General features: G+C 57.7%; 14 protein-coding genes. All 14 read left to right on the top strand.

Annotated elements, in window-relative coordinates:
• Positions 1–22: 22 nt before the first annotated feature.
• The 14 genes from rpoB (at position 23) to rpsC (ending at position 17,110) form a co-directional block, all read left to right on the top strand.
• Positions 23–4,096 (top strand): DNA-directed RNA polymerase subunit beta, encoded by a 4,074-nt coding sequence (gene rpoB / locus J7655_RS18455; RefSeq protein ID WP_230925664.1) that lies wholly within the window; start codon positions 23–25, stop codon positions 4,094–4,096.
• A 63-nt stretch (positions 4,097–4,159) separates the two neighbouring features.
• Complete coding sequence (gene rpoC, locus J7655_RS18450; protein ID WP_230925663.1) at positions 4,160–8,359, top strand: DNA-directed RNA polymerase subunit beta'; 4,200 nt, start codon at positions 4,160–4,162, stop codon at positions 8,357–8,359.
• A gap of 146 nt (positions 8,360–8,505) precedes the next feature.
• Positions 8,506–8,877, top strand: a complete 372-nt coding sequence (rpsL, locus tag J7655_RS18445) for a 30S ribosomal protein S12 (RefSeq protein WP_004373429.1) — start codon at positions 8,506–8,508, stop codon at positions 8,875–8,877.
• A gap of 104 nt (positions 8,878–8,981) precedes the next feature.
• Positions 8,982–9,452: a 30S ribosomal protein S7 gene (gene rpsG / locus J7655_RS18440; RefSeq protein ID WP_003246741.1), complete on the top strand. Its 471-nt coding sequence runs from the start codon at positions 8,982–8,984 to the stop codon at positions 9,450–9,452.
• 30 nt (positions 9,453–9,482) lie between these two features.
• Positions 9,483–11,618: an elongation factor G gene (gene fusA / locus J7655_RS18435; protein ID WP_230925662.1), complete on the top strand. Its 2,136-nt coding sequence runs from the start codon at positions 9,483–9,485 to the stop codon at positions 11,616–11,618.
• Positions 11,619–11,648: 30 nt separating this feature from the next.
• The gene (tuf, locus tag J7655_RS18430) at positions 11,649–12,842 is read left to right on the top strand and encodes an elongation factor Tu (RefSeq protein WP_147810603.1); all 1,194 of its coding nucleotides are present in this window, start codon (positions 11,649–11,651) and stop codon (positions 12,840–12,842) included.
• A 155-nt stretch (positions 12,843–12,997) separates the two neighbouring features.
• Positions 12,998–13,309, top strand: a complete 312-nt coding sequence (gene rpsJ / locus J7655_RS18425; protein WP_003243886.1) for a 30S ribosomal protein S10 — start codon at positions 12,998–13,000, stop codon at positions 13,307–13,309.
• 83 nt (positions 13,310–13,392) lie between these two features.
• Positions 13,393–14,022, top strand: coding sequence for a 50S ribosomal protein L3 (rplC, locus tag J7655_RS18420; RefSeq protein WP_148119084.1), 630 nt, complete (start codon positions 13,393–13,395; stop codon positions 14,020–14,022).
• Between the two features lie 14 nt (positions 14,023–14,036).
• A complete protein-coding gene (gene rplD / locus J7655_RS18415; RefSeq protein WP_230925661.1) occupies positions 14,037–14,639 on the top strand; it encodes a 50S ribosomal protein L4 in 603 nt (200 codons plus the stop codon).
• Positions 14,636–14,935, top strand: coding sequence for a 50S ribosomal protein L23 (gene rplW / locus J7655_RS18410; protein WP_003243891.1), 300 nt, complete (start codon positions 14,636–14,638; stop codon positions 14,933–14,935). Before rplD ends, rplW begins: the two co-directional genes overlap by 4 nt.
• Before the next feature lie 14 nt (positions 14,936–14,949).
• On the top strand, positions 14,950–15,774 hold the full coding sequence (gene rplB, locus J7655_RS18405) for a 50S ribosomal protein L2 (RefSeq protein WP_159973770.1): 825 nt from the start codon (positions 14,950–14,952) through the stop codon (positions 15,772–15,774).
• A 16-nt stretch (positions 15,775–15,790) separates the two neighbouring features.
• Positions 15,791–16,066 (top strand): 30S ribosomal protein S19, encoded by a 276-nt coding sequence (rpsS, locus tag J7655_RS18400; RefSeq protein ID WP_003243896.1) that lies wholly within the window; start codon positions 15,791–15,793, stop codon positions 16,064–16,066.
• Between the two features lie 11 nt (positions 16,067–16,077).
• Positions 16,078–16,410 (top strand): 50S ribosomal protein L22, encoded by a 333-nt coding sequence (gene rplV / locus J7655_RS18395; protein WP_003103908.1) that lies wholly within the window; start codon positions 16,078–16,080, stop codon positions 16,408–16,410.
• 13 nt (positions 16,411–16,423) lie between these two features.
• Positions 16,424–17,110, top strand: coding sequence for a 30S ribosomal protein S3 (rpsC, locus tag J7655_RS18390; RefSeq protein ID WP_230925660.1), 687 nt, complete (start codon positions 16,424–16,426; stop codon positions 17,108–17,110).

Genomic DNA, 17,110 nt, shown 5'->3' with positions numbered 1-17,110 from the left:
GTGACCAAGCTGGGGAACGCTGATGGCTTACTCATACACTGAGAAAAAACGTATCCGCAAGGACTTTAGCAAGTTGCCGGATGTCATGGATGTGCCTTACCTCCTGGCCATCCAGCTGGATTCCTATCGCGAATTCCTGCAGCAAGGGGTGAGCAAGGAACAATTCCGCGACATCGGCCTGCATGCGGCCTTCAAATCGGTATTCCCGATCATCAGCTACTCCGGCAACGCTGCCCTGGAGTACGTCGGCTATCGCCTGGGCGAGCCGGCGTTCGACGTCAAGGAGTGCGTCCTGCGTGGCGTGACCTTCGCCGTGCCGCTGCGCGTAAAAGTACGCCTGATCATTTTCGACAAAGAATCGTCGAACAAAGCGATCAAGGACATCAAAGAGCAGGAAGTGTACATGGGCGAAATTCCGCTCATGACCGAGAACGGTACCTTCGTCATCAACGGTACCGAGCGTGTGATCGTGTCCCAGCTGCACCGTTCGCCGGGTGTGTTCTTCGACCACGACCGTGGCAAGACCCACAGCTCGGGCAAGCTGCTGTACTCCGCTCGCATCATTCCTTACCGCGGTTCCTGGCTGGACTTCGAGTTCGACCCGAAGGACGCGGTATTCGTGCGTATCGACCGTCGCCGCAAACTGCCGGCGTCCGTCCTGCTGCGCGCACTGGGCTACAGCACTGAAGAAGTACTGGATGCCTTCTACGACACCAACGTCTTCCATGTTAAGGGCGAAGGCCTGAGCCTGGAGCTGGTACCGCAGCGCCTGCGTGGTGAAGTCGCGGTTCTGGATATCAAGGACGCCAGCGGCAAGGTGATCGTCGAGCAGGGCCGCCGTATCACCGCCCGCCACATCAACCAGCTTGACAAAGCTGGCATCAAGGAGCTGGAAGTTCCGCTCGATTACGTCATTGGCCGTACCACTGCCAAGGCCATCGTGCACCCGGCTACCGGTGAGATCATCGCCGAATGCAACACCGAGCTGACTGCCGACCTGCTGGTCAAGATGGCCAAGGCACAGGTGGTTCGCTTCGAGACTCTGTACACCAACGACATCGACTGTGGTCCGTTCATCAGCGACACCCTGAAGATCGACAGCACCACCAATCAGCTGGAAGCGCTGGTCGAAATCTACCGCATGATGCGTCCTGGTGAGCCGCCAACCAAGGATGCTGCCGAGACCCTGTTCAACAACCTGTTCTTCAGCGCCGAGCGTTACGACCTGTCCGCCGTGGGCCGCATGAAGTTCAACCGTCGTATCGGTCGCACCGAGATCGAAGGTTCGGGCGTGCTGAGCAAGGAAGACATCGTTGCCGTATTGAAGACCCTGGTCGACATCCGTAACGGCAAGGGCATCGTCGACGATATCGACCACCTGGGTAACCGTCGCGTGCGTTGCGTCGGCGAGATGGCCGAGAACCAGTTCCGCGTTGGCCTGGTGCGCGTCGAGCGCGCGGTCAAGGAACGTCTGTCGATGGCCGAAAGCGAAGGCCTGATGCCGCAGGACCTGATCAACGCCAAGCCGGTTGCGGCGGCGGTGAAGGAGTTCTTTGGTTCCAGCCAGCTGTCACAATTTATGGACCAGAACAATCCACTGTCTGAAATTACGCACAAACGTCGTATCTCTGCATTAGGCCCAGGTGGTCTGACTCGTGAGCGCGCGGGCTTCGAAGTACGTGACGTACACCCAACTCACTACGGTCGTGTATGTCCAATCGAAACGCCTGAAGGTCCAAACATCGGTCTGATCAACTCGCTGGCTGCCTACGCCCGCACCAACCAGTACGGCTTCCTGGAAAGCCCGTACCGCGTGGTCAAGGAAGGTCAGGTCACCGACGAGATCGTATTCCTGTCCGCCATCGAAGAAGCCGATCACGTGATCGCTCAGGCGTCCGCGACCCTGAATGACAAAGGTCAGCTGATCGACGAACTGGTCGCCGTACGTCACCTGAACGAATTCACCGTCAAGGCGCCGGAAGACGTCACCCTGATGGACGTGTCGCCGAAGCAGGTCGTTTCCGTCGCCGCCTCGCTGATTCCATTCCTTGAACACGATGACGCCAACCGTGCATTGATGGGTGCGAACATGCAACGTCAGGCTGTACCGACCCTGCGCGCCGACAAGCCGCTGGTCGGTACCGGCATGGAGCGCAACGTCGCCCGTGACTCCGGTGTCTGCGTCGTGGCCCGTCGTGGTGGTGTGATCGACTCGGTCGACGCCAGCCGCATCGTGGTTCGCGTCAACGATGACGAAGTCGAAACTGGCGAAGCTGGTGTCGACATCTACAACCTGACCAAATACACCCGCTCCAACCAGAACACCTGCATCAACCAGCGTCCGCTGGTGAGCAAGGGTGATCAGGTTTCGCGTGGCGACATCATGGCTGACGGCCCGTCCACCGACATGGGTGAACTGGCGCTGGGTCAAAACATGCGCGTGGCATTCATGCCATGGAATGGTTATAACTTCGAAGACTCCATCTGCCTGTCCGAGCGCGTGGTTCAGGAAGACCGCTTCACCACCATCCACATCCAGGAACTGACCTGTGTGGCGCGTGACACCAAGCTCGGCCCAGAGGAAATCTCCTCTGATATCCCGAACGTCGGTGAAGCTGCGCTTTCTAAACTGGATGAATCCGGTATCGTTTATATCGGTGCAGAAGTGAAAGGCGGCGACATTCTGGTTGGTAAAGTAACACCGAAAGGTGAAACTCAGTTAACCCCAGAAGAGAAACTGCTGCGTGCTATCTTCGGTGAAAAAGCGTCAGACGTGAAGGACACCTCCCTGCGTGTGCCGACTGGCACCAAGGGCACCGTCATCGACGTACAGGTCTTCACCCGTGACGGCGTCGAGCGCGACAGCCGCGCGCTGGCTATCGAGAAGCAGCAACTGGACGAGATCCGCAAGGATCTGAACGAAGAGTTCCGCATCGTCGAAGGCGCGACCTTCGAACGTCTGCGTTCCGCTCTGGTTGGTGCCATCGCCGAAGGCGGCGCTGGTCTGAAGAAAGGCACCGCGATTACCGACGAGTTCCTCGACGGCCTCGAGCGTGGTCAGTGGTTCAAGCTGCGCATGGCCGACGACGCCCTGAACGAGCAGCTGGAGAAGGCTCAGGCCTACATCTCCGACCGCCGTCAGATGCTCGACGACAAGTTCGAAGACAAGAAGCGCAAGCTGCAGCAGGGCGATGACCTGGCGCCGGGCGTACTGAAGATCGTCAAGGTCTACCTGGCCATCCGCCGTCGCATCCAGCCGGGTGACAAGATGGCCGGTCGTCACGGTAACAAGGGTGTCGTCTCGGTGATCATGCCGGTCGAAGACATGCCGCACGACGCCAACGGTACTCCGGTCGACATCGTGCTGAACCCGCTGGGCGTACCATCACGTATGAACATCGGTCAGATCCTCGAAACCCACCTGGGCCTCGCGGCCAAGGGCCTGGGCGAGAAGATCAATCGCATGCTCGAAGAGCAGCGCAAGGTCGCTGAACTGCGCAAGTTCCTCGCCGAGATCTACAACGAGATCGGCGGTCGTCAGGAAAACCTCGACGAGTTCTCCGACAACGAGATCCTCGAGCTGGCGAAGAACCTCAAAGGCGGTGTGCCGATGGCGACTGCCGTGTTCGACGGCGCCAAGGAAACCGAGATCAAGGCCATGCTGAAGCTGGCTGATCTGCCGGAGAGCGGCCAGATGCGCCTGTTCGACGGTCGTACCGGTAACCAGTTCGAGCGTCCGACCACCGTCGGCTATATGTACATGCTGAAACTGAACCACTTGGTTGACGATAAGATGCACGCCCGTTCAACAGGTTCTTACAGCTTGGTTACTCAGCAACCGCTGGGTGGTAAAGCGCAGTTCGGTGGTCAGCGTTTCGGGGAGATGGAAGTGTGGGCACTGGAAGCATACGGTGCAGCCTATACTCTTCAAGAAATGCTTACAGTTAAATCGGATGACGTTAACGGCCGTACGAAGATGTATAAAAACATCGTCGATGGCGATCACCGTATGGAGCCGGGCATGCCCGAGTCCTTCAACGTACTGATCAAAGAGATCCGTTCGCTCGGCATCGATATCGATCTGGAAACCGAATAACACGACGTGAATCGGCAGCGGGGCTAACCCAGCCCGCTGCCCGCTCCGCCAGGAGGAAAGGCCTTGAAAGACCTACTGAATTTGCTGAAAAACCAGGGTCAGATCGAAGAGTTCGACGCCATCCGTATCGGATTGGCCTCGCCTGATATGATCCGTTCATGGTCATTCGGTGAAGTGAAAAAGCCAGAAACGATTAACTACCGTACGTTCAAACCTGAGCGCGATGGCCTGTTCTGCGCCAAGATCTTTGGCCCGGTCAAGGACTACGAGTGCCTGTGCGGCAAGTACAAGCGCCTCAAGCACCGCGGTGTGATTTGTGAGAAGTGTGGCGTTGAAGTCGCCCTGGCTAAGGTTCGTCGTGAGCGCATGGCGCACATCGAACTGGCCTCGCCGGTCGCCCACATCTGGTTCCTCAAGTCGCTGCCGTCCCGTATCGGCCTGCTGATGGACATGACCCTGCGTGACATCGAACGCGTGCTCTATTTCGAGAGCTACGTGGTCATCGACCCGGGCATGACCACCCTCGAGAAAGGTCAGCTGCTCAACGACGAGCAGTACTTCGAAGCCCTCGAAGAGTTCGGTGACGACTTCGATGCGCGCATGGGCGCCGAGGCCGTTCGTGAGCTGCTGCACGCCATCGACCTGGATCACGAGATCGGCCGCCTGCGTGAAGAGATTCCGCAGACCAACTCCGAGACCAAGATCAAGAAGCTATCCAAGCGCCTGAAGCTGATGGAAGCCTTCAAGGACTCTGGCAACCTGCCTGAGTGGATGGTGCTGACCGTTCTGCCGGTGCTGCCGCCGGATCTGCGCCCGCTGGTACCGCTCGATGGTGGCCGTTTCGCAACATCAGATCTGAACGATCTGTATCGTCGCGTGATCAACCGTAATAACCGTCTGAAACGTCTTCTGGATCTGGCTGCGCCAGACATCATCGTACGTAACGAAAAACGTATGTTGCAAGAAGCGGTTGATGCGCTGTTAGATAACGGTCGTCGTGGTCGTGCTATCACAGGTTCTAACAAACGTCCTCTGAAATCTTTGGCTGATATGATCAAAGGTAAACAAGGTCGTTTCCGTCAGAACTTACTTGGTAAGCGTGTTGACTACTCAGGTCGTTCTGTTATCACCGTAGGTCCATACCTGCGTCTGCATCAGTGCGGTCTGCCGAAGAAAATGGCTCTTGAGTTATTCAAACCATTTATTTTCGGCAAGCTGGAGGCCCGTGGTCTGGCGACCACCATCAAGGCCGCGAAGAAGATGGTCGAGCGTGAGCTGCCGGAGGTTTGGGACGTTCTCGCTGAAGTTATCCGCGAACACCCAGTCATGCTGAACCGTGCACCAACACTTCACCGTCTGGGTATCCAAGCGTTCGAACCAATTCTGATCGAAGGTAAAGCTATCCAATTGCACCCACTCGTTTGTGCGGCATACAACGCCGACTTCGATGGTGACCAAATGGCGGTACACGTTCCTCTGACTCTGGAAGCTCAGTTAGAAGCACGTGCGTTGATGATGTCAACCAACAACATCCTGTCACCTGCAAGTGGTGAGCCTATCATCGTTCCTTCTCAGGACGTTGTATTGGGTCTCTACTACATGACTCGTGAAGCCGTGAACGCCAAGGGCGAAGGTCGCGTCTTCGCCGACCTGCAGGAAGTCGATCGCGTGTTCCGCGCCGGCGAAGCGTCCCTGCACGCCCGCGTGAAAGTGCGCATCAACGAAACCATCAAAGAGAAAGATGGTTCGATCACCACGAACACCCGCATTGTCGACACCACCGTCGGCCGCGCGCTGCTGTTCCAGATCGTACCGGCTGGCCTGTCCTACGACGTGGTCAACCAGTCGATGAAGAAGAAGGCGATCTCCAAGCTGATCAACCAGTGCTACCGCACCGTGGGTCTGAAGGACACCGTCATCTTCGCTGACCAGCTGATGTACACCGGTTTCGCCTACTCGACCATCTCCGGTGTGTCGATCGGCGTGAACGACTTCGTCATCCCGGACGAGAAGGCGCGCATCATCGACGCCGCCACCGAGGAAGTGAAGGAAATCGAATCGCAGTACGCCTCCGGCCTGGTCACCCAGGGCGAGAAGTACAACAAGGTGATCGACCTCTGGTCGAAGGCCAACGATGAAGTGTCCAAGGCGATGATGGCCAACCTGTCGAAAGAGGCAGTGGTCGATCGTGAAGGCAAGACCGTTGAGCAGGAGTCCTTCAACTCCATGTACATGATGGCGGATTCCGGTGCTCGTGGTTCCGCCGCTCAGATCCGTCAGTTAGCGGGTATGCGTGGTCTGATGGCTAAGCCAGATGGCTCCATCATCGAAACACCAATCACGGCAAACTTCCGTGAAGGTCTTAACGTTCTCCAGTACTTTATTTCGACGCACGGTGCGCGTAAAGGTCTTGCCGATACCGCATTGAAAACAGCGAACTCTGGTTATCTGACTCGTCGTTTAGTCGACGTGGCGCAGGATCTGGTGGTGACCGAGATCGATTGCGGTACCGAGCACGGTCTGCTGATGACGCCGCACATCGAAGGCGGCGACGTGGTCGAACCGCTGGGTGAGCGCGTACTGGGTCGAGTGATCGCCAAGGACGTGTTCAAGCCTGGCACCGAGGACGTCATCGTTCCGGCCGGCACCCTGATCGACGAGCAGTGGGTCGAGTTCATCGAGCTGAACAGCGTCGACGAAGTGGTGGTGCGTTCGCCGATCACCTGCGAAACCCGCTACGGCATCTGCGCCAAGTGCTACGGCCGTGATCTGGCTCGTGGTCACCAGGTCAACATCGGTGAGGCGGTTGGCGTTATCGCGGCACAGTCAATCGGTGAGCCAGGTACACAGTTAACGATGCGTACGTTCCACATTGGTGGTGCTGCAAGCCGTACTTCGGCTGCCGACAGCGTCCAGGTGAAGAACGGTGGTGCGATCCGTCTGCACAACCTGAAGTACGTCGAGCGTGTCGATGGCAACCTGGTAGCGGTTTCCCGTTCCGGCGAGCTGGCTGTGGCCGACGAGTTCGGTCGTGAGCGTGAGCGCTACAAGCTGCCGTACGGTGCCGTGATCTCGGTGAAGGAAGGTGACAAGGTCGACGCTGGCGCCATCGTCGCCAAGTGGGACCCGCACACCCACCCGATCGTGACCGAAATGAAGGGTATCGTGACCTTCGTCGGCATGGAGGAGGGCATCACCATCAAGCGCCAGACCGACGAACTGACCGGTCTGACCAACATCGAAGTTCTCGATCCGAAGGATCGCCCGGCTGCTGGCAAGGACATCCGTCCGGCCATCAAGATGGTCGACGCCAACGGCAAGGAGCTGCTGCTGCCGGGTACCGATGTTCCCGCCCAGTACTTCCTGCCAGCCAACGCCCTGGTCGGGGTGGCGGATGGTGCGCAGATCGCGGTCGGTGACGTTATCGCCCGTATCCCGCAAGAGACCTCGAAAACTCGCGACATCACCGGTGGTCTGCCGCGCGTTGCCGACCTGTTCGAAGCCCGTCGTCCGAAGGAAGCGTCGATCCTGGCGGAAATCAGCGGCACCATTTCGTTCGGTAAAGAGACCAAGGGCAAGCGCCGTCTGGTCATCACCCCGACCGATGGTAGCGATCCATACGAGGAGCTGATTCCGAAGTGGCGTCACCTGAACGTCTTCGAAGGCGAACAAGTGAACCGCGGCGAAGTCATCTCCGACGGTCCGAGCGACCCGCACGATATCCTGCGTCTGCTGGGTGTCAGCGCGCTGGCCAAGTACATCGTCAACGAGATCCAGGACGTTTACCGTCTGCAGGGTGTGAAGATCAACGACAAGCACATCGAGACCATTCTGCGTCAGATGCTGCGCAAGGTTGAGATCAGCGAGTCCGGCGATTCGTCCTTCATCAAGGGCGACCAGATGGAGCTCACCCAGGTTCTGGGCGAGAACGAGCGTCTGGCCGAAGAGGACAAGTTCGTCGCCAAGTACACCCGTGTACTGCTGGGTATCACCAAGGCGTCGCTGTCCACTGAGTCGTTCATCTCGGCGGCGTCCTTCCAGGAAACCACTCGCGTCCTCACCGAGGCAGCGGTTACTGGCAAGCGCGACTACCTGCGTGGTCTGAAAGAGAACGTGGTCGTGGGTCGCCTGATCCCGGCCGGTACCGGTCTGGCCTATCACAGCGAGCGCAAGCGCAAGCGTGATGCCGACAAGCCGGTACGTGTCAGCGCCAGTGAGGTGGAAGCCGCACTGACCGAAGCGCTGAATTCCAGCGGAAATTGAGTCGAAGCCCCGTTAGTTCGCTAGCGGGGCTTTGCCTTGACTGGGGGCTTGAGTCTCTTTAGACTCATGCACCCCTAAATTTGGCAGGGCGCTTGGCTCTGCCATCTTTATTTGTGAGCGTCGAAAGACAACAGTGGAGCTAGTAGATGGCAACTATCAACCAGCTGGTACGTCAGCCGCGTAAGCGTATCGTCGAGAAATCCGACGTGCCTGCGCTGCAGAACTGCCCGCAGCGTCGTGGCGTGTGCACCCGTGTGTACACCACTACGCCGAAGAAACCTAACTCGGCACTGCGTAAAGTGTGCCGCGTGCGTCTGACCAACGGCTACGAAGTGTCTTCGTACATCGGCGGTGAAGGCCACAACCTGCAAGAGCACAGCGTCGTGCTGATCCGTGGCGGTCGTGTAAAGGACCTTCCGGGTGTGCGCTACCACACCGTGCGTGGTTCGCTGGATACCTCCGGCGTCAAAGACCGCAAGCAGGGTCGTTCCAAATACGGTACCAAGCGTCCGAAATAAGGCCGCTTGATCCTTTTTATTTAGTTGAGTCGATAAGAGTAAGGTCGGGCGCGGTGTTTACCGTCAGTCCCGGGCTAACCTGAAGACCGTTTGAGGGCTTATCAATGCCAAGACGTCGTGTAGCAGCAAAGCGTGAGATCCTGGACGATCCGAAATACGGAAGCCAGATCCTCGCCAAATTCATGAACCACGTGATGGAAAGCGGCAAGAAGGCCGTGGCCGAGCGCATCGTTTACGGTGCTCTGGACACTGTCAAGGCGCGCAAGAACAGCGATCCCCTGGAGATCTTCGAGAAAGCTCTCGACGCCATCGCTCCGCTGGTCGAAGTCAAGTCCCGCCGTGTAGGCGGTGCTACCTACCAGGTTCCGGTCGAAGTTCGTCCATCCCGTCGTAATGCTCTGGCCATGCGCTGGCTGGTGGACTACGCGCGCAAGCGTGGCGAGAAGTCCATGGCTCTGCGTCTGGCTGGCGAGCTGCTGGATGCTGCTGAAGGCAAAGGTGCTGCGGTCAAGAAACGTGAAGACGTTCACCGTATGGCAGAAGCTAACAAGGCTTTCTCGCACTACCGCTTCTAATCTCAGCGACACTAACTTTGCGAGGGCTTTATGGCTCGTACTACACCGATCAATCTCTACCGTAACATCGGTATTTGTGCACACGTGGATGCGGGTAAAACAACTACCACAGAGCGCGTGTTGTTCTATACCGGTGTAAACCACAAGATGGGTGAGACCCACGATGGCGCTTCGACCACCGACTGGATGGAGCAGGAGCAAGAGCGTGGTATTACTATCACTTCCGCTGCGGTAACCGCCTTCTGGGCTGGTTCGCAGAAGCAGTACAAGAATCACCGTGTAAACGTTATCGATACCCCCGGTCACGTTGACTTCACCATTGAAGTAGAGCGCTCGCTGCGCGTGCTCGATGGTGCTGTCGTTGTGTTCTGCGGTACCTCGGGCGTTGAGCCGCAGTCCGAAACCGTATGGCGTCAAGCCAACAAGTACGGTGTTCCGCGTATCGTCTACGTGAACAAGATGGACCGTCAGGGTGCCAACTTCCTGCGCGTTGTCGAGCAGATCAAGAAGCGCCTGGGTCACACTCCGGTTCCGCTGCAGCTGCAAATCGGCGCGGAAGAGAACTTCGTGGGCCAGGTTGACCTGCTGCGCATGAAGGCTATCTACTGGAGCGACGACGACAAGGGTATGACCTTCCGTGAGGAAGAGATTCCTGCTGAGCTGCAAGATCAGGCTGCTGAGTATCGTTCGAATCTGGTTGAAGCTGCGGCTGAAGCCAATGAAGAGCTGATGAACAAGTACCTGGAAGAGGGCGACCTCTCCCTGGAAGAGATCAAGGCCGGTCTGCGTCAGCGCACCATCGCCTGTGAAATCGTTCCGGCCGTACTGGGTTCCTCCTTCAAGAACAAGGGCGTGCCTCTGGTTCTCGATGCTGTTATCGACTTCCTGCCGGCTCCGACCGACATCCCGGCGATTCAGGGTATCCATCCTGATCACGTGGAGCAGGGCGACGATGCGCCGAAAGATGAGCGTCCGGCTTCTGACGATGCTCCGTTCGCGGCGCTGGCGTTCAAGATCGCTACCGACCCCTTCGTTGGTACTCTGACCTTTACCCGTGTTTATTCCGGTGTTCTCGCTTCCGGCGACTCCGTGATCAACTCGGTCAAGGGCAAGAAGGAGCGCGTTGGTCGTATGGTGCAGATGCACGCCAACCAGCGTGACGAGATCAAGGAAGTGCGTGCCGGTGATATCGCGGCTCTGATCGGCATGAAGGATGTGACCACGGGTGACACCCTGTGCGATATCGAGAAGCAGATCATCCTTGAGCGTATGGACTTCCCTGAGCCAGTAATCTCGGTTGCTGTCGAGCCGAAGACCAAGGCCGACCAGGAGAAGATGGGTATCGCGCTGGGTCGTCTGGCTCAGGAAGACCCGTCCTTCCGCGTCAAGACTGACGAAGAAACCGGCCAGACCATCATCTCCGGTATGGGTGAGCTGCACCTAGACATCCTCGTTGACCGCATGAAGCGTGAATTCAACGTTGAGGCCAACATCGGCAAGCCGCAGGTTTCCTATCGTGAAACCATCTCCAAGGACAATGTCGAGATCGAAGGCAAGTTCGTTCGTCAGTCCGGTGGTCGCGGTCAGTTCGGTCACTGCTGGATTCGTTTCTCGACTCCGGACGTGGACGACAAGGGCAACATCACCGAAGGTCTGGTGTTCACCAACGAAGTCGTGGGCGGTGTGGTTCCGAAGGAATACATCCCGGCGATCCAGAAGGGTATCGAAGAGCAGATGAAGAACGGCGTCGTTGCCGGCTATCCGCTGATCGGCCTGAAGGCTACCGTGTTCGATGGTTCCTACCACGACGTCGACTCCAACGAGATGGCGTTCAAGATCGCTGCCTCCATGGCAACCAAGCAGCTGGCCCAGAAGGGCGGCGGTAAGGTGCTTGAGCCGATCATGAAGGTGGAAGTGGTAACTCCTGAGGATTACATGGGCGACGTGATGGGTGACCTGAACCGTCGTCGTGGTCTGATCCAGGGTATGGAAGATTCGGTGTCCGGTAAGGTTATCCGTGCCGAAGTTCCGCTGGGCGAGATGTTTGGTTACGCTACCGACGTCCGTTCCATGTCCCAGGGTCGCGCCAGCTACTCCATGGAATTCTCCAAGTACGCAGAAGCTCCGTCGAACATCGTCGAAGCGCTGGTTAAAAAACAAGGCTAATCCCGCCCTTTAAGTAAGAGGTTTACTGTCGTGGCTAAGGAAAAATTCGAACGTAACAAACCGCACGTCAACGTTGGCACCATCGGTCACGTTGACCACGGTAAAACCACTCTGACCGCTGCTCTGACCCGTGTCTGCTCCGAAGTATTCGGTTCGGCCCGTGTTGACTTCGACAAGATCGACAGCGCGCCGGAAGAGAAGGCTCGTGGTATCACCATCAACACTGCCCACGTAGAGTACGATTCCACCATTCGTCACTACGCGCACGTTGACTGCCCGGGTCACGCCGACTACGTGAAGAACATGATCACCGGTGCTGCCCAGATGGACGGCGCGATCCTGGTCTGCTCGGCTGCCGACGGCCCCATGCCGCAAACCCGTGAGCACATCCTGCTGTCCCGTCAGGTTGGCGTACCGTACATCGTTGTCTTCCTGAACAAGGCTGACATGGTTGACGACGCTGAGCTGCTGGAGCTGGTCGAGATGGAAGTTCGCGACCTGCTGAGCACCTACGATTTCCCGGGTGACGACACTCCGATCATCATCGGTTCCGCGCTGATGGCGCTGAACGGCGAAGACACCAACGAGATGGGCACCACTGCCGTCAAGAAGCTGGTTGAAACGCTGGACACCTACATCCCTGAGCCGGTTCGTGCCATTGACCGTCCGTTCCTGATGCCGATCGAAGACGTATTCTCGATCTCCGGCCGCGGTACTGTTGTGACCGGTCGTGTAGAGCGCGGTATCGTCAAGATCCAGGAAGAAATCGAAATCGTTGGTCTGCGTCCGACCACCAAAACCACCTGCACCGGCGTTGAGATGTTCCGCAAGCTGCTGGACGAAGGTCGTGCTGGTGAGAACTGCGGCGTGCTGCTGCGCGGCACCAAGCGTGATGAAGTCGAGCGTGGTCAGGTTCTGGCCAAGCCGGGCACCATCAAGCCGCACACCAAGTTCGAAGCTGAAGTGTACGTGCTTTCCAAGGAAGAAGGTGGTCGTCACACCCCGTTCTTCAAGGGCTACCGTCCGCAGTTCTACTTCCGTACCACTGACGTGACCGGTTCGTGCGAACTGCCGGAAGGCGTTGAGATGGTAATGCCTGGCGACAACATCAAGATGGTTGTCACCCTGATCAAGCCGATCGCCATGGAAGACGGCCTGCGCTTCGCGATTCGCGAAGGTGGTCGTACCGTTGGTGCCGGCGTGGTTGCCAAGATCATCGAGTAATCGACGATCCGCTTGAGAGAAAAGGGCCCTTCGGGGCCCTTTTCTTTTGAACTGGTTAAAAGTTGACACCCCTGGGGGGCATCCGTACAATTGCGCCTCCCTCGAGCGGGCGTAGTCCGTCTGTGGGGATTAGCAGCTTGGAATCTGAGGTCAAAATGCAAAACCAACAAATCCGTATTCGGTTGAAGGCTTTTGACCATCGCCTGATCGATCAATCTACCCAGGAAATCGTGGAAACCGCGAAACGTACTGGTGCTCAGGTGCGTGGTCCGATTCCTCTGCCTACTCGTAAGGAGCGGTACACCGTTCTGATTTCTCCGCACGTTAATAAAGATGCGCGTGATCAGTACGAAATTCGCACTCATAAGCGTGTCCTGGACATCGTCCAGCCGACGGATAAAACCGTTGATGCGCTGATGAAGCTCGACCTTGCGGCAGGCGTGGAAGTGCAGATCAGCCTCGGCTAAAACCTGGCGGTTTTAGTCGTGTAACGCTCTGAAATGGGCGGCCATAGCGGGTGAAAGCCCCGTACACTCATGAGGTTTACAACATGACTATTGGTGTAGTCGGTCGTAAGTGCGGCATGACCCGCATTTTCACCGAAGAAGGTGTCTCCATTCCGGTCACGGTCATTGAGATCGAGCCGAATCGCGTCACCCAGTTCAAAAGCGAGGAGTCCGATGGCTACCGTGCAGTGCAGGTCACTGTCGGCGAGCGCCGTGCCTCCCGTGTCAGCAAGGCTCAGGCCGGCCACTTCGCCAAGGCGAACGTCGCGGCAGGTCGTACCGTCATGGAATTCCGTCTTGAAGAAGGCGACTACCAGGCCGGCGATCTGATCAACGCTGAAATTTTCCAAGCTGGTCAACTGGTGGATGTCACCGGTCAGTCCAAAGGTAAAGGCTTTGCCGGTACCATCAAGCGTTGGAACTTCCGCGGCCAGGACAACACTCACGGTAACTCCGTTTCTCACCGTGTACCGGGTTCCATTGGTCAGTGCCAGACCCCGGGTCGTGTATTCAAGGGCAAAAAGATGTCCGGTCACATGGGCGCTGAGCGCGTGACCGTGCAGTCCCTGGAAGTCGTTCGCGTAGACGCCGAGCGTAATCTGCTGCTGGTCAAGGGTGCCGTTCCGGGCGCTACTGGCGGCGACGTTATCGTTCGTCCGGCTGTCAAGGCGTAAGGGGAGAATCTGAGATGCAATTGAATGTAAATGGCGCTCAGGCGATCGAAGTGTCCGAAGCGACCTTCGGTGGCGAGTTCAACGAGACCCTGGTACACCAAGCAGTCGTGGCCTACATGGCTGGCGGTCGTCAGGGCACCAAGGGCCAGAAGTCCCGTTCCGACGTTTCCGGTGGCGGCAAGCGCCCGTGGCGTCAGAAGGGTACCGGTCGTGCTCGTGCCGGTACCACTCGTGGTCCGATCTGGCGTGGCGGTGGTGTGACCTTCGCAGCGTCCACCCGTAACCATGAGCAAAAGCTGAACAAGAAGATGTACCGCGCAGCAATGCGCTCCATTCTTGCTGAGCTGGTTCGTACCGACCGTCTGGTCGTGGTCGAAGACTTCGCCGTTGATGCGCCGAAGACCAAGACCCTGCTGGCCAAACTCAATGGCCTGGGCCTGACCGACGTGCTGATCGTATCCGATGCGGTCGACGAGAACCTGTACCTGGCTGCCCGCAACCTGCCGCACGTTGATGTACGTGACGTTCAGGGTTCCGATCCGGTCAGCCTGATCGCGTACGAGAAGGTGCTGGTCACCGTTTCGGCCGTGAAGAAATTCGAGGAGCTGCTGGGATGAACCAGGAACGCGTATTCAAAGTGCTGCTTGGCCCGCACATCTCCGAGAAGGCCACGGTTCTGGCTGACAAGCAAGGTCAGTTCGTTTTCAAAGTCGCTACCGATGCGACCAAGCTGGAAATCAAGAAGGCCGTCGAAAGCCTGTTCAACGTGAAGGTTGAGCGCGTGACTACCCAGAACGTTCTGGGTAAGAGCAAGCGCACCGCTCGCGGTCTGGGCAAGCGTAACGACTGGAAGAAGGCGGTTATCTCCCTTCAGCCGGGCCAAGATCTCGATTTCACCAGCAGTGCTGAGTAAGGAAGGGGTGCATCATGGCAATCGTTAAATGCAAACCGACTTCCGCTGGCCGCCGTTTTGTGGTCAAGGTGGTCAATCAGGAGCTGCACAAAGGCGCTCCGTACGCTCCGCTGCTCGAGAAGAAGTCGAAGTCTGGCGGTCGTAACAACAACGGCCGTATTACCACCCGTCATATCGGTGGTGGTCACAAGCAGCATTACCGTCTGGTCGACTTCCGTCGCAACGACAAGGATGGCATTCCTGCCACCGTCGAGCGCGTGGAATACGATCCGAACCGTACTGCTCACATCGCTCTGCTGAAGTACGCTGACGGCGAACGTCGCTACATCATCGCGCCGAAGGGCGTGGTCGCTGGCGATCAGCTGGTTGCGGGCATCATGGCCCCGATCAAGCCGGGCAACAGCCTGCAGCTGCGCAACATTCCGGTGGGTTCGACCGTTCACGGTATCGAGCTGAAGCCGGGCAAAGGCGCACAGATCGCTCGTTCCGCTGGTGCTTCCGCTCAGCTGATCGCGCGTGAAGGTGCCTACGTGACTCTGCGTCTGCGCTCCGGCGAAATGCGCAAAGTCCTGGCTGAGTGCCGTGCGACCCTGGGCGAAGTCTCGAACTCCGAGCACAGCCTGCGTTCGCTGGGTAAGGCTGGTGCCAAGCGCTGGCGTGGCGTTCGTCCGACCGTTCGTGGTGTTGCCATGAACCCGGTTGATCACCCGCACGGTGGTGGTGAAGGTCGTACCTCCGGTGGTCGTCATCCGGTGTCGCCATGGGGCTTCCCGACCAAGGGCGCGAAGACCCGTGCTAACAAGCGCACCGACAACATGATCGTCCGTCGTCGCAAGTAAATAGAGGGATACGACAGTGCCACGTTCTCTGAAAAAAGGTCCTTTTATCGATCTTCACCTACTGAAGAAGGTCGAAGCGGCGGTGGAAAAGAATGATCGCAAGCCGGTTAAAACCTGGTCGCGTCGTTCCATGATCCTGCCGCAGATGGTCGGTCTGACCATCGCTGTCCATAATGGTCGTCAGCATGTCCCGGTTCTCGTGAACGAAGACATGGTCGGCCACAAACTGGGCGAATTTGCCGGCACGCGTACCTATCGTGGTCACGTTGCCGACAAGAAAGGCAAGCGTTAAGGGGTTTGGAAATGGAAGTAGCCGCTAAGTTGTCGGGCGCTCGCATCTCCGCCCAGAAAGCTCGCCTGGTCGCCGACCAGATCCGCGGGAAGAAGGTGGGCGAAGCGCTCAACCTGCTGGCTTTCAGCAGCAAGAAAGCCGCCGAGATCATGAAGAAAGTGCTGGAGTCGGCCGTTGCCAACGCCGAGCACAACGAAGGCGCAGACGTTGATGACCTGAAGGTCAGCACCGTTTTCGTCAACGAAGGGCGTTCGCTTAAGCGCATCATGCCGCGTGCGAAAGGCCGTGCAGATCGCATCGTCAAGCGGTCTTGCCATATCACTGTCAAGGTTGCGGACAAGTAACGGAGTCGATCAGATGGGTCAGAAAGTACATCCCGTTGGCATCCGCCTGGGAATCGTCAAGGATCACACTTCGGTCTGGTACGCAGATGGTCGCAATTATGCCGACTACCTGAACGCCGACCTGAAGGTTCGTGCATACCTGCAAGACAAACTAAAAAGCGCGTCCGTTAGCCGTGTCGACATCGCTCGTCCGGCTCAAACCGCACGCATCACCATCCACACCGCTCGTCCCGGCATCGTGATCGGCAAGAAAGGTGAAGATGTTGAGAAGCTGCGTCAGGACCTGACCAAGCAAATGGGTGTGCCGGTGCACATCAACATCGAAGAGATCCGCAAGCCGGAGCTCGACGGTATGCTGGTTGCGCAGAGCGTAGCTCAGCAGCTGGAACGTCGTGTTATGTTCCGTCGTGCTATGAAGCGTGCAGTACAGAACGCAATGCGCATTGGTGCCAAGGGCATCAAGATCCAGGTGAGCGGTCGTCTTGGCGGTGCTGAAATCGCTCGTACCGAGTGGTATCGTGAAGGCCGTGTGCCACTGCACACATTACGTGCTGATATCGATTACGCCACCTACGAAGCGCACACCACTTACGGTGTGATCGGCGTCAAGGTTTGGATCTTCAAGGGTGAGGTCATTGGTGGCCGCACTGAAGAGCTGAAGCCGCAAGCGCCCGCTCCTCGTAAAGCTGCTAAGAAATAA

Source organism: Pseudomonas wenzhouensis (assembly GCF_021029445.1).
Classification (GTDB): domain Bacteria; phylum Pseudomonadota; class Gammaproteobacteria; order Pseudomonadales; family Pseudomonadaceae; genus Aquipseudomonas; species Aquipseudomonas wenzhouensis.
Note: the sequence above shows the minus strand (reverse complement) of the source record. Positions and strands in the feature narration are given on the sequence as shown.

Bases quoted from the DNA above. Each gene is read 5' to 3' on its own strand.
- rplV (WP_003103908.1), top strand. From the start codon at position 16,078: ATGGAAGTAGCCGCTAAGTTGTCGGGCGCTCGCATCTCCGCCCAGAAA.
- rpoB (WP_230925664.1), top strand. From the start codon at position 23: ATGGCTTACTCATACACTGAGAAAAAACGTATCCGCAAGGACTTTAGC.
- rpsL (WP_004373429.1), top strand. From the start codon at position 8,506: ATGGCAACTATCAACCAGCTGGTACGTCAGCCGCGTAAGCGTATCGTC.
- rplD (WP_230925661.1), top strand. From the start codon at position 14,037: ATGCAATTGAATGTAAATGGCGCTCAGGCGATCGAAGTGTCCGAAGCG.
- rpsJ (WP_003243886.1), top strand. From the start codon at position 12,998: ATGCAAAACCAACAAATCCGTATTCGGTTGAAGGCTTTTGACCATCGC.
- rplW (WP_003243891.1), top strand. From the start codon at position 14,636: ATGAACCAGGAACGCGTATTCAAAGTGCTGCTTGGCCCGCACATCTCC.
- rpsG (WP_003246741.1), top strand. From the start codon at position 8,982: ATGCCAAGACGTCGTGTAGCAGCAAAGCGTGAGATCCTGGACGATCCG.
- rpsC (WP_230925660.1), top strand. From the start codon at position 16,424: ATGGGTCAGAAAGTACATCCCGTTGGCATCCGCCTGGGAATCGTCAAG.
- rplC (WP_148119084.1), top strand. From the start codon at position 13,393: ATGACTATTGGTGTAGTCGGTCGTAAGTGCGGCATGACCCGCATTTTC.
- rplB (WP_159973770.1), top strand. From the start codon at position 14,950: ATGGCAATCGTTAAATGCAAACCGACTTCCGCTGGCCGCCGTTTTGTG.
- fusA (WP_230925662.1), top strand. From the start codon at position 9,483: ATGGCTCGTACTACACCGATCAATCTCTACCGTAACATCGGTATTTGT.